Origin of the sequence: Sphingomonas sp. (genome assembly GCF_031372575.1) — a bacterium.
In the GTDB taxonomy this organism is placed as follows: domain Bacteria; phylum Pseudomonadota; class Alphaproteobacteria; order Sphingomonadales; family Sphingomonadaceae; genus Sphingomicrobium.
In genome coordinates, this window is the sequence record NZ_JANMLM010000105.1 from 1 (window position 1) to 13,200 (window position 13,200).

Consider the following 13,200-nt stretch of genomic DNA (forward strand, 5'->3'; position numbering starts at 1 on the left):
GCTTCCAGCCATTCGGCGCTGTCGAGGACGGCGGCATGCTCGGTCGCGATGGTCACGATCTTGCGCCGCTCGGACTTCTCGATCGTCCCCTTGATCGCCCAGTTCAATGCCTCGGTCGCGCCAGAGGTGAAGATGAACCGCCCCTCGTCCAGCCCGATTTCGGTCAGCACCTGGTCGCGGGCATGGTCGATCGCCGCCGCCGCCTCGGCGCCCCACCGCGACGGGCTATGCGGATTGGCGAACTTCTCCTCGATCCACGGCCGCATCGCCGCCGCCACTTCGGGCGCGACCGGCGTCGTCGCCTGGTAATCGAGGTAAATCATGCCGCCTTACTTTTTGTGAACCGCGCCGCGATCCGCCCGAATTCGGCAAGGAAGGAATCGACCTCGGCCGCGCTCGTATCGGGGCCGAAGCTCAAGCGCAGGAACCCCGCCGCAACCTCGTCGGGGACCGCCATCGCGCTCAGCACATGGCTCGCCTTGGCCTTGCCCGACGCGCAGGCGCTGCCCGCCGACACCGCAATCCCGGCCAGGTCGAGCTGGACCAGCAGCGACGCCGACGTCGCCCCGGGCAGCGAGATCGCACCGATCGTCGGGACGCGCGGCGCATGGTCGCCGATCACGGTCGCCCCGACCGCTTTCACCCCGGCTTCCAGCGCCACGCGAAGGCTGGCCATCCGCGCCATGTCGTAGGGCTTGGCCGCCAGTGCCGCAGCGAACGCCAGCGCGCCGGGTACATCCTGCGTGCCGCGCCGATAGCCTTTCTCCTGCCCGCCCCCGCAAGGGTCCAGCGTGCCGAGGTCGCGCACCAGCAGCGCTCCAATCCCCGGCGGCCCGCCCAGTTTGTGTGCGCAAATGGCGATGAAATCGGCGTCCGGCAGCGGAATCTTCGACGCCCCCTGCGCACAATCGGCCAGCAACAGCGATCCCGCCGCCCGAATCTTGCCCGCCAGTCGGTCGAGATCCTGGACGATCCCCGTCTCATTATTGACCTGCTGCAGCGCCACCAGGGTCGGCCCCTGCGCCAGCACCGCATCGAGTGCCGCCTCGTCGATCAGGCCGTCAGCCTCGACCGGAATGACCTGCGCGCGCCCACTCTTCGACCCAGAATCCATCGCAAATGGCACGATCGCATGTTCGCTCGCGCCATAGGCCCGGCCCTCGACCAGCGCACGGCGGCCGACAATCTCGACCGATTCGCTCGCGCCCGAAGTGAAGATGACGTCATGACGCCAGTCGAGCGCTTGCTTGATCGTCTCGCGCGCTTCCTCCAGCAGGGCGCGCGCGGCGCGTCCCTCGGCGTGGGGCGAATTGGGATTGCTCCACGCCGTCATGCCGCGGGCGAAGGCGTCACGCGACGCGGCGATCACCGGAGTGGTCGCGGCATGATCGAAATAAATACGATTGGTCAACGGGCTGAGTATCCATGCAATTGCCAGCGCTCGGCTCGTCCCTATATAGGCTCTGCCCGCGCGGCGCACCTGCCCGCGTGTCCACATCTTCGTCAAGCGAGCCGCGATCCATGCCCGAAGTCATTTTCCCCGGTCCCGAAGGCCGCCTCGAAGGCCGTTTCCAACCCGGCCCCCGTCCGCGCGCCCCGGTCGCGATGATCCTCCACAGCCATCCGCAGGCCGGCGGCACGATGAACAACAAGATCGTGCAATTGCTTTACAAGACCTTCGTCCGCCGCGGCTTTGCCACCCTGCGCTTCAACTTTCGCGGTGTGGGCAAGAGCCAGGGTACGTTCGACAATGGCATTGGCGAGCTAAGCGATGCGGCGAGCGCGCTCGACTGGGTCCAGTCGATCCATCCCGAGGCAGAGACCACCTGGGTCGCCGGCGTCAGCTTCGGCGCGTGGATCGGGATGCAACTGCTGATGCGCCGTCCCGAGATCAAGTGCTTCATCTCGATCGCACCGCCGGCCAATATGTACGATTTCGCCTTCCTCGCTCCGTGCCCGTCGTCGGGGATCATTATCCAGGGTGATGCAGATGAGGTCGTCACCCCGCTTGCGGTCCAGAAGCTGGTCGACAAGCTCCGCACCCAGCGCCACATCACCATCCACCACGACACCATCCCCGGCGCCAACCACTTCTTCGCCAATGAGATGGACCTGCTGATGAAGAGCGTCGACGATTATCTGGACATGCGGCTGGACTAGACCGTCCAGATCAGCACATTCGCGATCAAGACTAGCGCGGCGAGCACCATCAATATGCCGCGCTTGCGGTCATCTCCGCGCAGCGCGAGTTTAAGGCCGAAGAAGATCAGCACGAACGCCGCGACCATTGCCAGTGCCAGTGCGCCTTCTGCGATCAGTTGCATTTTGTGATTGTCCTTTCACGAACACTTAACCCAGATTGTGCGAAAGCAGCGCTCATGACACGCGATGAGCAACTGGCGCGCCTTGAAGAGGCGTTCGAGCGGATCGAGGAGACGATCCTGCCGTGCATCGCGATGATGCTCGACAGCCTGCTCGACGCGTCGGAAAATATCGCCGAGGCCGATCCCAGGGCGCTCGCCGCCGAATTGCAGACCCTCGCCGCCGAGCTCGAGCAATTGACCAAGGCGGTCGAACGGTCGAGCCCGTCGCACGTCGAACCCGGCGAATATCGCACCGGCACCGCCTAACCGACCAGGCGCGCGTGCAGCGCCGGATCGATATTACCGCCCGACAGCACCACCACCATATCCTCCTCGACCATGGTCTTGCCGGCGAGGAACAGCGCAAGCGCCGCTGCGCCGCCGGGCTCGACCATCAATTGATGGTCGGTCCAGGCCCAGCGGACCGCGTCAGCGACTTCATCCTCGCTGACCGCGATCACCTGCGCCCGACGCTGCTGCAGGATGGCAAAGGTAATCGGCGAGGCCTTGAGCGTCTGGAGCGAGTCACAGATCGTTGGCGGTGCGTCGGGGCCGACCGGCTCGATTACCCCGCTGGCCAGCGACCGCGCCATATCGTCCCACCCCTCGGGCTCCGCGCCGACGATCCGCGTGTCGGGGCACGCCAGCGCGATCCCCGCCGCAAGCCCGCCGCCGCCGACCGGCATAGCGATCAGGGGCGGATGACCGGCCCCCGCCGCGGCCATTTGGTCGAGGATTTCAAGACCCACCGTGCCCTGCCCCGCTACGACGTGGCGATCATCGAATGCCGGAACCACCGTCGCGCCGCGCTCGGCCGCAAGCGCGATTGCGATCGTCACTCGGTCCTCGGTCTTGCGATCGTAGAATATGATCTCCGCGTCGAATGCCCGGGTGCCAGCGACTTTGATCTGCGGCGCGTCGCTCGGCATGACGATGGTGGCGGGGATGCCGAGCCTGCTGGCCGCGATCGCCACGCCCTGCGCATGATTGCCCGACGAGAAAGCCACCACCCCGCGCTTGCGCTCCGCTGCATTCAGCTGGAGCAAGCGGTTGCTTGCGCCGCGAAGCTTGAACGCGCCGCCGGTTTGCTGGCACTCGCATTTGAGCCAGATTCGCCGTCCGCCGAGGGTCGCGTCGATCAATGGCGTTCGCACAACCTGCCCCGCGATCCGCGCCGCCGCGTTGGTAATATCGCTCATCTTCATGTCCAAGCCTCTGATCTCCTTGGTTTTTCGCTCAATCGTGCAGGCCCTGCGCCATATGATGCTCGCAGTGCGACTGCAGCATCAAAAAACCTTTACTTGAGCCACTACCCCCCATATATCGCCGCCTCCGCTGCCCCATGGGACTTCCAACCGCAAGGCAGCTTCTTCGAACGACACTTGGAGGTCCCTTGAGTTGCACAAATATCCTCGCGCGCTGGGGCTAGCGAAAGCCCCTGACGGTGGCTCCGCCGCCGCAATCGCCCTGGGTCGCCCGGTTCAGCCGGTCACCCTGCTTCGTCCGCACGCCGCGGCCCGGGCCGCCCGATTCTTCGTCGAGAAGTTTCCGGGCAAGTCGCTCTATGCGGTAAAGGCCAATCCGTCGGCGGAATTGCTTTCGATCCTGTGGGAATCGGGCGTTACCCATTATGACGTGGCTTCGCTCGGCGAAGTGCGGCTGGTGGCGGCGACCCTTCCCGAGGCGGAGCTTTGCTTCATGCATCCGGTGAAAGCCGAGGAAGCGATCGCCGAGGCCTATTTCACGCATGGAGTGAAAACCTTCAGCCTCGATACGCTAGAGGAGCTCGACAAAATCGTCGGCGCCACCTCGACCGACGGTGTTGCAGCGACCGACCTCAACCTGCTCGTTCGCCTGCGGGTCAGCTCGGACCATGCCAAGCTCAGTCTCGCCGCCAAGTTCGGTGCCGAGCCCAACGAAGTAAAGGCGCTACTCCAGGCCGCGCGCCAGGCATCCGACGCGCTCGGCATCTGCTTCCACGTCGGCAGTCAGGCAATGAGCCCGGCGGCCTATAGCGACGCGATGAGCCGGGTTCGCGATTCGATCGTTGAGGCGGCGGTGACGGTTGACATCGTCGATGTCGGCGGTGGCTTCCCCTCCTCCTACCCCGGGATGGAGCCGCCCCCGATGGAGGCCTATTTCGAGGTCATCCATCACGCGTTCGAAGCGCTGCCGATCAGCTACTCGGCCGAATTGTGGTGCGAGCCGGGCCGGGCCTTGTGCGCCGAATATGCAAGCGTCCTGGTCCGCGTCGAAAAGCGTCGCGGCGACGAATTGTACATCAACGACGGCGCCTATGGCGCGTTGTTCGATGCGGCGCACATCGGCTGGCGTTATCCGGTCAAGCTGATCCGCGAGAACACCTCGGACACGCGGCCAATGGGGTTCAGCTTTTACGGCCCCACCTGTGACGATCTCGACCGTATGGCTGGCCCGTTCATGCTCCCCGGCGACGTCCAACCCGGCGATTATATCGAAGTCGGGATGCTCGGCGCCTATGGCTGCGCGATGCGGACCGGGTTCAATGGTTTCGGGGTCGAGGAACGCGTGATCGTAAGCGACGAACCGATGTCCTCGCTCTATGGAGCAGTTGACGAGCCCGCGCGTTCGAACGTCGTCACACTGTAATTTCGCGTAAGAATTCTGATTGTCGCCCTCGCGAAAGCGGGGATGACGATGTCATGGAGTGAATAATGACCACCGAAACGCTCATCAAGACCAGCGACGAAACCAAGATCAACGACACCCGCAAGGCGGAATTGCTGTCGTCGGTGGTCGAACATATCGACATTACCAGCTTCGACGCGCGGCCGATCATCGACGCGATGGGCAAGATGAGCTTCACCAGCCGCGACACCGCGCGCGCCGCCGATCTGTACAACCAGATGCTGGCGGACAAGGATTGCTCGGTGATCCTGGTGATCGCCGGATCGACCTCGGCCGGCGGGTGCATGGATCTGTATACCGAGCTGGTGAAGAACAATATGGTCGACGCCGTGGTCGCCACCGGGGCGACGATCGTCGACATGGATTTCTTCGAAGCGCTTGGCCACAAACATTATCAAGCGCTTGAAATTCCTGACGATGATACGCTCCGCTCGCTTTACATCGACCGCATTTACGACACCTATATCGATGAAGTCGCGCTGCAGGATTGCGACCACACCATCGGTGCGATCGCTGACAGCCTCGAACCCCGCGCTTATTCGAGCCGCGAGTTCATCAAGGAAATGGGCAAGTGGCTCGCGGCGGGCAATGCCAAGAAAACCAATAGCCTGGTCCAGACCTGCTACGAACATGACGTGCCGATCTTCTGCCCGGCGTTCGTCGACTCATCCGCAGGATTCGGACTGGTCAAGCATCAGGTCGACGCGATGAAGCGCGGCGGGCGTTACATGGTGCTCGACGCGATAGCCGACTTTCGCGAATTGACCGACATCAAGATCAAGGCTGGCACCACCGGCCTGCTAATGATCGGCGGCGGCGTGCCCAAGAACTTCACCCAGGATACCGTGGTGTGCGCCGAAATCCTCGGCCATGACGATGTAGAAGTCCATAAATATGCCATCCAGATCACCGTCGCCGATGTGCGCGACGGAGCTTGCTCTTCCTCGACGCTTCAGGAGGCAGCCAGTTGGGGTAAGGTGTCGACCGCGATGGAGCAGATGGTGTTCGCCGAGGCGACTTCGGTGCTGCCGCTGATCGCCAGTGACGCCTATCACCGTGGCCATTGGAAAAACCGCGACAAGCGCGGGTTTGCGAAGCTGTTCGACTAAATAGATTGCATTCCGAAACGAATGAGGCATCCTTCCCCGCATCCAACATGGGGGAGGATGTTTCATGGACTATAGCCCGTTGATTGCGCCGGTAGTGGTGCTTGTCGCTTGGTCGCTGGTGATGATGGCGTGGCTGGTGGTCGCTCGCCTACCGGCAATGAAAAAAGCCGGGATTGACCTCAAGACCCGGGTGGGCGGGCGCGGGGCGCAACTCGATGGCGTATTACCCGACGAGAGCAATTGGCCGGGGCATAATTACGTCCATTTGATGGAGCAGCCGACGATCTTCTACGCGATCATCTTCGCGTCGATCCTGATGGGATTGGATTTCCCGATCAACGTCAAGCTGGCCTGGGGCTATGTCATCATCCGTATCCTGCATAGTATCGTCCAGGCGACTTTCAACCGGGTGATCGTCCGTTTCACCTTGTTCGCCTTGTCGAGCTTGTGCCTGATTGGCCTGACCGTCCACGCGGCGGCGCGGATCATTCACGATTGCGGCTGGTTCAACGGCTAAACGCACTCGCCAGTTCGACATGGGTCGACCAGCGGAACTGGCCAACCGGGCGGACCCAGTCGAGCTTGTACCCGCCTGCGACGAGGACTTCGGCATCGCGGGCGAAGGTTGCGGGATTGCAGCTCACGTAGGCGATGCGCTGGACGCCTGAAGCAGCAATCTGCTTGATCTGGTCGAGCGCGCCGGAGCGCGGCGGATCGAGAATGATCGCGTCAAAGGGCGCCAATTCGGCGGAATCGAGCGGTCGTCGGTAAAGATCACGGTGCTGGACCTCGACGGTCCGCGCCGACGTCATCAACGCAAGCGCGACATCGCGCGCGGCCTCGGCGGCAGTAACTTTGCCCCCGACCGACAGCGCGAATGTGCCGAGACCGGCGAACAGGTCGACCGGGCGCTGGGCATCGCCGATTGCTTCGCGCACCGACTCGACGAGTGCCGCTTCACCATCGGCGGTGGCTTGGAGGAAAGCACCTGACGGCAAGGCCATTGCGGTGCTGCCGAGCGTGACGGTCACTGGCCCCGGCTCGTAGCGCGTTTCAGGCCCGATCCCGTCGTCGATCGACAGCCGCGCGAGGCCGTTTGCTTCGGCGAAATCGTTCAGCGCCATCGCGCCCTCATAACCTTCGATCGATACGCCCTTGAGTCCGAGATCGACGCCCTGGTCGGCAAGCGTCAGCTGGACTTCACCGCTCCGCTTGTTGGGCAGGATGGTGGCGAGCAACTTCCGCAATGGCCCAAGCATCGCGAACAGGCGCTGGTCGAGGACGTGGCATTCCCGAAGATCGATGATGCGATTGGTCCCCGCTTCGTTAAAGCCAAGCTGGATCCCGCCGCCTGCCTTCAACGCGCGCAAGGTGGCGCGGCGGCGGGTGCGTGGTGGCGAGAGGTAGGCCGGTCGAACCTCAGTCTCGATCCCGTGCTGGGCGAGCGCGCCTATGATCCGGCTGGCGCAATAATCGGCGTAGGCGGCGTCGGTCAGATGCTGGAGCTGGCACCCGCCACAGATTGGAAAGTGACGGCAAGGCGGCACCTGGTGGCCCGGGCCGGGCTGGATGGTGCCATCCTCAAGCAACGTGTCGCCGGGTACCGCGAAAGCGATGTGCTTACCCGATGCGCTAACCCCGTCACCGCGCGCGGCGATGCGGATTATCGGATCGCTCACAGTGCCAGCGCGCGGGGGATGGCAGCGACGAGATCGTCGGCGATCATCGACAGACCGGCCAGCTCGGCAGCGCGGCCGTGGATCCATACACCGGCGCAGGCGGCTTCGAACGAGGGCATGCCGCGGGCGCGGAAGGCGGCGATGATCCCGGCAAGGACGTCGCCCGTCCCGGCGCTGGCGAGCCAGGCGGGGGCTGGCGGCGCAAAGCCGAGGCGACCGTCGGGCGATGCGACGAGCGTGTCGGGGCCTTTGTAGACGACCACTGCGCCGGATCGGCGGGCGGCTTCGAGCGCGCGGTCGGCCTTCGATCCGGGAAGCTCACCGAACAATTTGACGAATTCACCCTCGTGCGGGGTGAGGATCGCGTCGTGGCCCTTGAGGCGGTCGGGCTCGCCGACCAGAGCGATGGCGTCGGCGTCGATGATTACCGGTTTGGCGACGGTCAGCGCGAGTGTGAGCACCGGCGGGATGTCGCCGAGGCCGGGGCCGACGAGGATTGCGCCGATGCGGGGATCGCCGACTTCCGCAGTGTCGGTCTGAACCACTGCCGAGGGGAGGTTGTCGATTGCGCGGCTGGTCGAGACCCGAACATAACCAGCCCCCGCGCGGGCGGCGGCGTGGGCGGCGAGCGCGATCGCGCCGGGCATCTGGCCGGCGAGGCAATGGACCATGCCGCGGGTAAATTTATTGCCTGCCGGGTCGAGTAATGGGAGATTTGGCCTGGCGATTTCGAACCAGTCGGATGTCACGTCGAGGCCGATGTCGGCGAGGACGATGCGGCCCATGGTTCGCACTCCGAGCATCATATGGTGCGCGGGCTTCAGGGCACCGAAAGTCACGGTTAGGTCATAGGGTACGACTGGCGAAAGGATCGCGCCGTCGTCGGTCGCGATGCCGCTGGGCAGGTCGCAGGCGATGGCAATTTCGGCTGAATCGATCAGGAAACTTAGTTTCGTATAAACAGACTCTTCCAAGCCGCGACTGAGACCTGTTCCGAACAAGCAATCGATCACCATCGGCGCTGGCTCGGCGTCGGCGAGGGTGTCGAGCGTGGCGATGCGGACGGTTATGCCGCGCGCTTCGAGATGGCGAGCAGCGACGAGGCCATCGCCGCCATTATTGCCGGGTCCGCACAGGATCAGCGTTTCGATCGGTCCGGCAAACAGCCACGCGGCCTCGGCCAACGCCGCGCCGGCGCGCTCCATCAGCATGTCGCCATCATGCTCGGCTTCGGCGGCACGCATTTGGGCGGCTGTGAGGATCGGACGGGGCATGACGCGGCCCTTAGCGCAGGATGGTCGCCAGATGCCACCATTGCCCGGGGCAAGCAGTCGCAGCAGCATCGCGCGCTGGTTCGTCGGCGAACAGGGCAAAGCAGGTCGCCCCGCTGCCCGACATGCGGGTGAAGATCGCGCCGGGCTGCGCAACGAGCCAATCCAGAATGTCGCCGATCGCCGGAACGAGGCTACGGGCGGGCGCTTCGAGGTTATTGCGACCCGCGCGCCAGTCGCCGAGCGGTCCACGGTCGATCCCGTCCCAGCGCGCGAACACCGCGCCGGTCGAAAGTTGCTGCAGCGGATTGACCAGCAGCACTGGCGTATTGGCGATGCCCGGATCGTCAATCAGGGCGAGCTTATCACCCGCCCCCTCCCCGCGCGCGCTCAGGCTTAGCAGGCAGGCAGGGACGTCAGCACCAAGCGCAGGAGCAACCGCCGTGGCGTGGCCGGGATCGATCTCCCACAGGCGGGTCAGCAGGCGCAAGGCAGCCGCCGCGTCGGCCGATCCACCGCCGATTCCGGACGCGACGGGGAGGTTCTTGATCAAGCGAAGCGAAGCGCCCTGCCCAACCCTCGCAGCCTCGCGAAGTGCGTTGGCCGCGGTCAGCACAAGGTTGTCACCGCTAAGCCCGTCGGCAAACGGCCCGACCACTTCCAATGTGACGTCATCAGCAAGTTCGCCCTCGACCCGGTCACCATCGGTGCAAAAGGCGAACACGGTCTCGAGCGCGTGGCGGCCGTCGGGCATTTTGCCGCGCACCTGAAGCGCGAGGTTGAGCTTGGCCGGGGCCGGCTCCGATATCCGCATCACGGCGAGGCGTTGGCGGTGGTCAAGCCAGTGGCGATCTTCGCCTCGAGCCGCTTCTTCGCCTTGTCCTCCGCCGTTACTAGCGCCGCGCGCCACGCGAACCGCGCCTCGATCCGCCGACCCGCAGTATAAAGCGCATCGCCCAGATGCTCGTGGATCTCGGCTTGCGCGGGATCGCCATCGGCGGCTCGCTGGAGCGTCGCGATTGCTTCCGCCGTGCGCCCGCGCTTGTGCTGCGCCCAGCCCAATGAATCGGTAATCGAGGAATCGTCGGGGCGAAGGGCGCTAGCCTGCCGTACCATCGCCTCGGCCGCGTCGAGATTTTCGCCGCGTTCGAGCTGGCCGTAACCAAGGAAATTGAGCAGCAACGGATTGTCGGGTGACAGCGCCATCGCCGCTGCCATCTCGCTCTTGGCTTCGTCCCACCGCCCGGCCGACTCAAGCGCGCTCGCCCGGAACAAATGCAGCGCCCACGGATCGTCGGCGCCGGGCCGGGTCGCGGCCAGCGCAAGGGCGCTTCCATAAGCATCCACCGCCTCGGCATATTGCTCGCGCTCGGTCAGCACCGCGCCCAGTCGGGAGAAGGAATCGGCGTTTGGCGCGGCGGTGGCGAATGACCGTGCGCGGGCCAGCGCTTCCTCGCTTCGCCCGATGCTGCTCAGGATCCGCACTTCGGCATCCTCGGCCTGCGTGGCGAACGGGTCGGACGGTTCAATCGTCCCCAGCAGCGCCAGTGAATCGCTGCTCCGCTTGCCAGAGTCGAGCAACAAAGCGAGCAGCAAGGTTCCGGCTTTATTGTCCGGGTTGGAATAGCGCGCGATCTGGGCAAGGCTGATCGGGAGCGATTTATTCTGCATCTTGGACAATGCCAGCGACAGGCCGAGCAGCAATTCGGCATAGGCCTTCGACGGCGTATCGATCCCCTGGCCAAGCGGCTTGCCAGCGGCGATCTGCGCCCGGCCCGTTGCCAGCGCCCCGCCAGCGCCGCCATCGAGCATCCGGAGTGCGGTTGCCTTGTCACCGGCGCGAAGGAACCCGTCAGCAAAAGCAAGCCTGAGCCGTTCGGCGCGACCACCGGCCTTGGCCAAGGCCAGTTCGGCCAGCGGCGCGGCCTCTGCCGGGCGCTTGAGCTTGAGCAGGATCAGCGCCCGATGTTCGTTGAGAAGCGGTGCAAGCGCGCTCGAATCGGGTACTTGGTCGAGACTCGCCGGGGCGCCCTTGTCGCGTTTTTCGGCGCGGACCCATGCTTCGACGAACGGCGACAGGAACGAACTGTCGATGATCCCACCGCGCGTCCGCAATATCTCGAGCGCCCGCGCCGCTTTGCCGACACGCAATTCCTCGGCGACCAGCAGCAGGCGCAAATCGAGCGCCGTTTCCTCCGGCGGCACCCGCCCCGCGAGCTGGAGTGCCAATTCCATCTCCCCCGCCTCGATCGCGTGGCCGATGGCGCGCCGCCGAAGCAAGGGTTCGGCCGGCATGCTTCGAACCAGCGACGCAAACAATCGGGCCGCCGCCGCCGGATCGCCCGACGCATCGGCCGCCCGCGCCGAGACATAGGTGCCGAGCGCGTCGCGGGTCATCGTGTTGGCGGGCGCAATTCCAGCCGTCAGCAAGGCAGCAGTGCCAAGCGAGCTTCGCCAGATCGTCTTACATATTGGGGTAATTGGGGCCTCCACCGCCTTCGGGGACCACCCAGTTGATGTTCTGGGTCGGGTCCTTGATGTCGCATGTCTTGCAATGCACGCAATTCTGCGCGTTGATCTGGAGCCGGGGCGACCCCGCTTCCTCCACAATCTCATAAACGCCCGCCGGGCAATAACGCTGCTCGGGACTGTCGTAGAGCGCGAGATTGACGCTGATCGGGATCTCGGCATCCTTGAGCGTCAAATGGACCGGCTGATCCTCGACATGATTGGTGTTGGAAATGAACACCGACGACAGGCGGTCGAAGCTCAATTTGCCGTCGGGCTTGGGGTAGGTGATCGGCTTGACCTGATCCTTGCGGCGGATGCGCTCATGGTCGGCGTGATGCTTGAACGTCCACGGCAGGCTGATGCCAATCTGGCCGAGCCACATGTCGATCCCCGCATAAAGCGTGCCCCAGGTGCCGCCCCAGCGCGCGACCGCAGGTTCGGCGTTGCGGACCAACTTGAGTTCCTTGGCGATCCAGCTTGAACGGACTGCGGGCTCATAGGCATCGAGCGTGTCGCTGCGGCGGTCGGCGGCGATGGCGTCGAACGCGGCTTCGGCGGCGAGCATGCCCGATTTGATTGCGGTGTGGCTGCCCTTGATCCGGGGCACATTGACGAACCCCGCCGCGCAGCCGACCAACGCGCCGCCGGGGAAAGCGAGCTTGGGCACCGATTGCCAGCCACCCTCGTTGATCGCCCGCGCGCCGTAGGACACGCGCTTGCCGCCCGCGATTTCGGCGGCGATCGCCGGATGGGTCTTCCACCGCTGGAATTCCTCATAGGGCGACAGATAGGGGTTCTGATAATCGAGCGCAGTGACGAAGCCGAGCGCGACCTGGCCATTCTCCTGATGGTACAGAAAGCCCCCGCCCCACGCGTCTTCCAACGGCCAGCCCTGACTGTGGATCACCCGACCGGGCTTATGCACCCCCTCAGGAACGTCCCATAGCTCCTTGATTCCTAGGCCATAGACTTGCGGGCCAGAGTCCTTTCGAAGGTCAAAGATCTCGGTCAGGCGCTTGGTCAGATGGCCGCGCGCACCCTCGGCGAAGAAGGTGTAGCGGGCGTGGAGTTCCATGCCGCGCTGGTGGTCGGGCTTGAAGCTGCCGTCGCGGGCAACCCCCATGTCGCCGGTCGCGACCCCCTTCACGCTGCCATCGTCGTGGAACAGGATTTCGGCGGCGGCGAAACCGGGAAAGATTTCGACGCCAAGTTCCTCGGCCTGCGACCCGAGCCAGCGGGTGAGATTGCCAAGACTACAGGTGTAGGTGCCCTTGTTGTTGAGGAACGGCGGCATCAGGATGTGCGGGATGGCATATTTGCCCTTGGCGGTGAGCACCCAATGCTGGTTGTCGGTCACCGGAACGCCGACCGGCGCAGCTTTGTCCTTCCAGTCAGGAATCAGCTCATCGAGTCCCTTGGGGTCGATCACCGCGCCCGATAGGATATGCGCGCCGACCTCGCCGCCTTTCTCGAGCACGCAAACCGTGATTTCGCGACCCTTTTCGGCAGCGAGTTGCTTGAGGCGGATCGCTGCGGCGAGCCCGGCGGGGCCGGCGCCGACCACCACCACATCATAGTCCATCGATTCGCGGTCGCTCAT

At 64.5% G+C, this 13,200-nt stretch carries 14 protein-coding genes; 5 read left to right on the forward strand and 9 right to left on the reverse strand.

Features of this window, described 5'->3' with window-relative positions:
* Together RMN73_RS10290 and RMN73_RS10295 are read right to left on the reverse strand one after the other, a co-directional pair.
* A partial coding sequence (locus RMN73_RS10290; protein WP_309603237.1) for an aminotransferase class V-fold PLP-dependent enzyme occupies positions 1 to 323 on the reverse strand: 323 nt, incomplete at its 3' end.
* Positions 320 to 1,411: an aminotransferase class V-fold PLP-dependent enzyme gene (locus RMN73_RS10295; RefSeq protein WP_309603238.1), complete on the reverse strand. Its 1,092-nt coding sequence runs from the start codon at positions 1,409 to 1,411 to the stop codon at positions 320 to 322. The genes RMN73_RS10290 and RMN73_RS10295, both read right to left, overlap by 4 nt.
* 110 nt (positions 1,412 to 1,521) lie before the next feature.
* Here RMN73_RS10295 and RMN73_RS10300 point away from each other — a divergent pair, with 110 nt between their 5' ends.
* Positions 1,522 to 2,160 carry an alpha/beta hydrolase gene (locus RMN73_RS10300; RefSeq protein WP_309603239.1) on the forward strand — a complete coding sequence of 213 codons (639 nt, stop codon included), beginning with the start codon at positions 1,522 to 1,524 and terminating at the stop codon, positions 2,158 to 2,160.
* Here RMN73_RS10300 and RMN73_RS10305 read toward each other — a convergent pair.
* A complete protein-coding gene (locus RMN73_RS10305; RefSeq protein ID WP_309603240.1) occupies positions 2,157 to 2,324 on the reverse strand; it encodes a hypothetical protein in 168 nt (55 codons plus the stop codon). The genes RMN73_RS10300 and RMN73_RS10305 overlap by 4 nt on opposite strands.
* Positions 2,325 to 2,378: 54 nt before the next feature.
* Between RMN73_RS10305 and RMN73_RS10310 the strand changes: the two genes are divergently transcribed.
* Positions 2,379 to 2,630, forward strand: a complete 252-nt coding sequence (locus tag RMN73_RS10310; protein WP_309603241.1) for a hypothetical protein — start codon at positions 2,379 to 2,381, stop codon at positions 2,628 to 2,630.
* On the opposite strand, the gene RMN73_RS10315 is transcribed toward RMN73_RS10310, so the two are convergent.
* Positions 2,627 to 3,568, reverse strand: coding sequence for a threonine/serine dehydratase (locus tag RMN73_RS10315; RefSeq protein WP_309603242.1), 942 nt, complete (start codon positions 3,566 to 3,568; stop codon positions 2,627 to 2,629). The two genes, RMN73_RS10310 and RMN73_RS10315, sit on opposite strands and share 4 nt — an antisense overlap.
* Before the next feature lie 193 nt (positions 3,569 to 3,761).
* On the opposite strand from RMN73_RS10315, the gene RMN73_RS10320 reads away from it, so the two are divergent.
* From RMN73_RS10320 to RMN73_RS10330, 3 genes are all read left to right on the forward strand, one after another.
* Positions 3,762 to 4,991, forward strand: coding sequence for a type III PLP-dependent enzyme (locus RMN73_RS10320; RefSeq protein WP_309603243.1), 1,230 nt, complete (start codon positions 3,762 to 3,764; stop codon positions 4,989 to 4,991).
* Positions 4,992 to 5,056: 65 nt separating this feature from the next.
* Positions 5,057 to 6,139 carry a 1,9-bis(guanidino)-5-aza-nonane synthase gene (locus RMN73_RS10325; protein ID WP_309603244.1) on the forward strand — a complete coding sequence of 361 codons (1,083 nt, stop codon included), beginning with the start codon at positions 5,057 to 5,059 and terminating at the stop codon, positions 6,137 to 6,139.
* 64 nt (positions 6,140 to 6,203) lie between these two features.
* Positions 6,204 to 6,656: an MAPEG family protein gene (locus tag RMN73_RS10330; RefSeq protein WP_309603245.1), complete on the forward strand. Its 453-nt coding sequence runs from the start codon at positions 6,204 to 6,206 to the stop codon at positions 6,654 to 6,656.
* Here RMN73_RS10330 and RMN73_RS10335 read toward each other — a convergent pair.
* The 5 genes from RMN73_RS10335 to RMN73_RS10355 are packed head-to-tail and all read right to left on the reverse strand — an operon-like array spanning position 6,646 to position 13,200.
* Entirely contained in the window at positions 6,646 to 7,818 is a 1,173-nt protein-coding gene (locus RMN73_RS10335) for a class I SAM-dependent RNA methyltransferase (RefSeq protein WP_309603246.1), read from the reverse strand. The genes RMN73_RS10330 and RMN73_RS10335 overlap by 11 nt on opposite strands.
* A complete protein-coding gene (locus RMN73_RS10340) occupies positions 7,815 to 9,092 on the reverse strand; it encodes an NAD(P)H-hydrate dehydratase (protein WP_309603247.1) in 1,278 nt (425 codons plus the stop codon). Before RMN73_RS10340 ends, RMN73_RS10335 begins: the two co-directional genes overlap by 4 nt.
* Positions 9,093 to 9,102: 10 nt before the next feature.
* Positions 9,103 to 9,903 carry a 4-(cytidine 5'-diphospho)-2-C-methyl-D-erythritol kinase gene (locus tag RMN73_RS10345; RefSeq protein WP_309603261.1) on the reverse strand — a complete coding sequence of 267 codons (801 nt, stop codon included), beginning with the start codon at positions 9,901 to 9,903 and terminating at the stop codon, positions 9,103 to 9,105.
* Positions 9,903 to 11,582, reverse strand: coding sequence for a tetratricopeptide repeat protein (locus RMN73_RS10350; protein ID WP_309603248.1), 1,680 nt, complete (start codon positions 11,580 to 11,582; stop codon positions 9,903 to 9,905). The genes RMN73_RS10345 and RMN73_RS10350 overlap by 1 nt, the downstream gene beginning before the upstream one ends.
* Positions 11,554 to 13,200, reverse strand: coding sequence for an electron transfer flavoprotein-ubiquinone oxidoreductase (locus RMN73_RS10355; protein ID WP_309603249.1), 1,647 nt, complete (start codon positions 13,198 to 13,200; stop codon positions 11,554 to 11,556). Before RMN73_RS10355 ends, RMN73_RS10350 begins: the two co-directional genes overlap by 29 nt.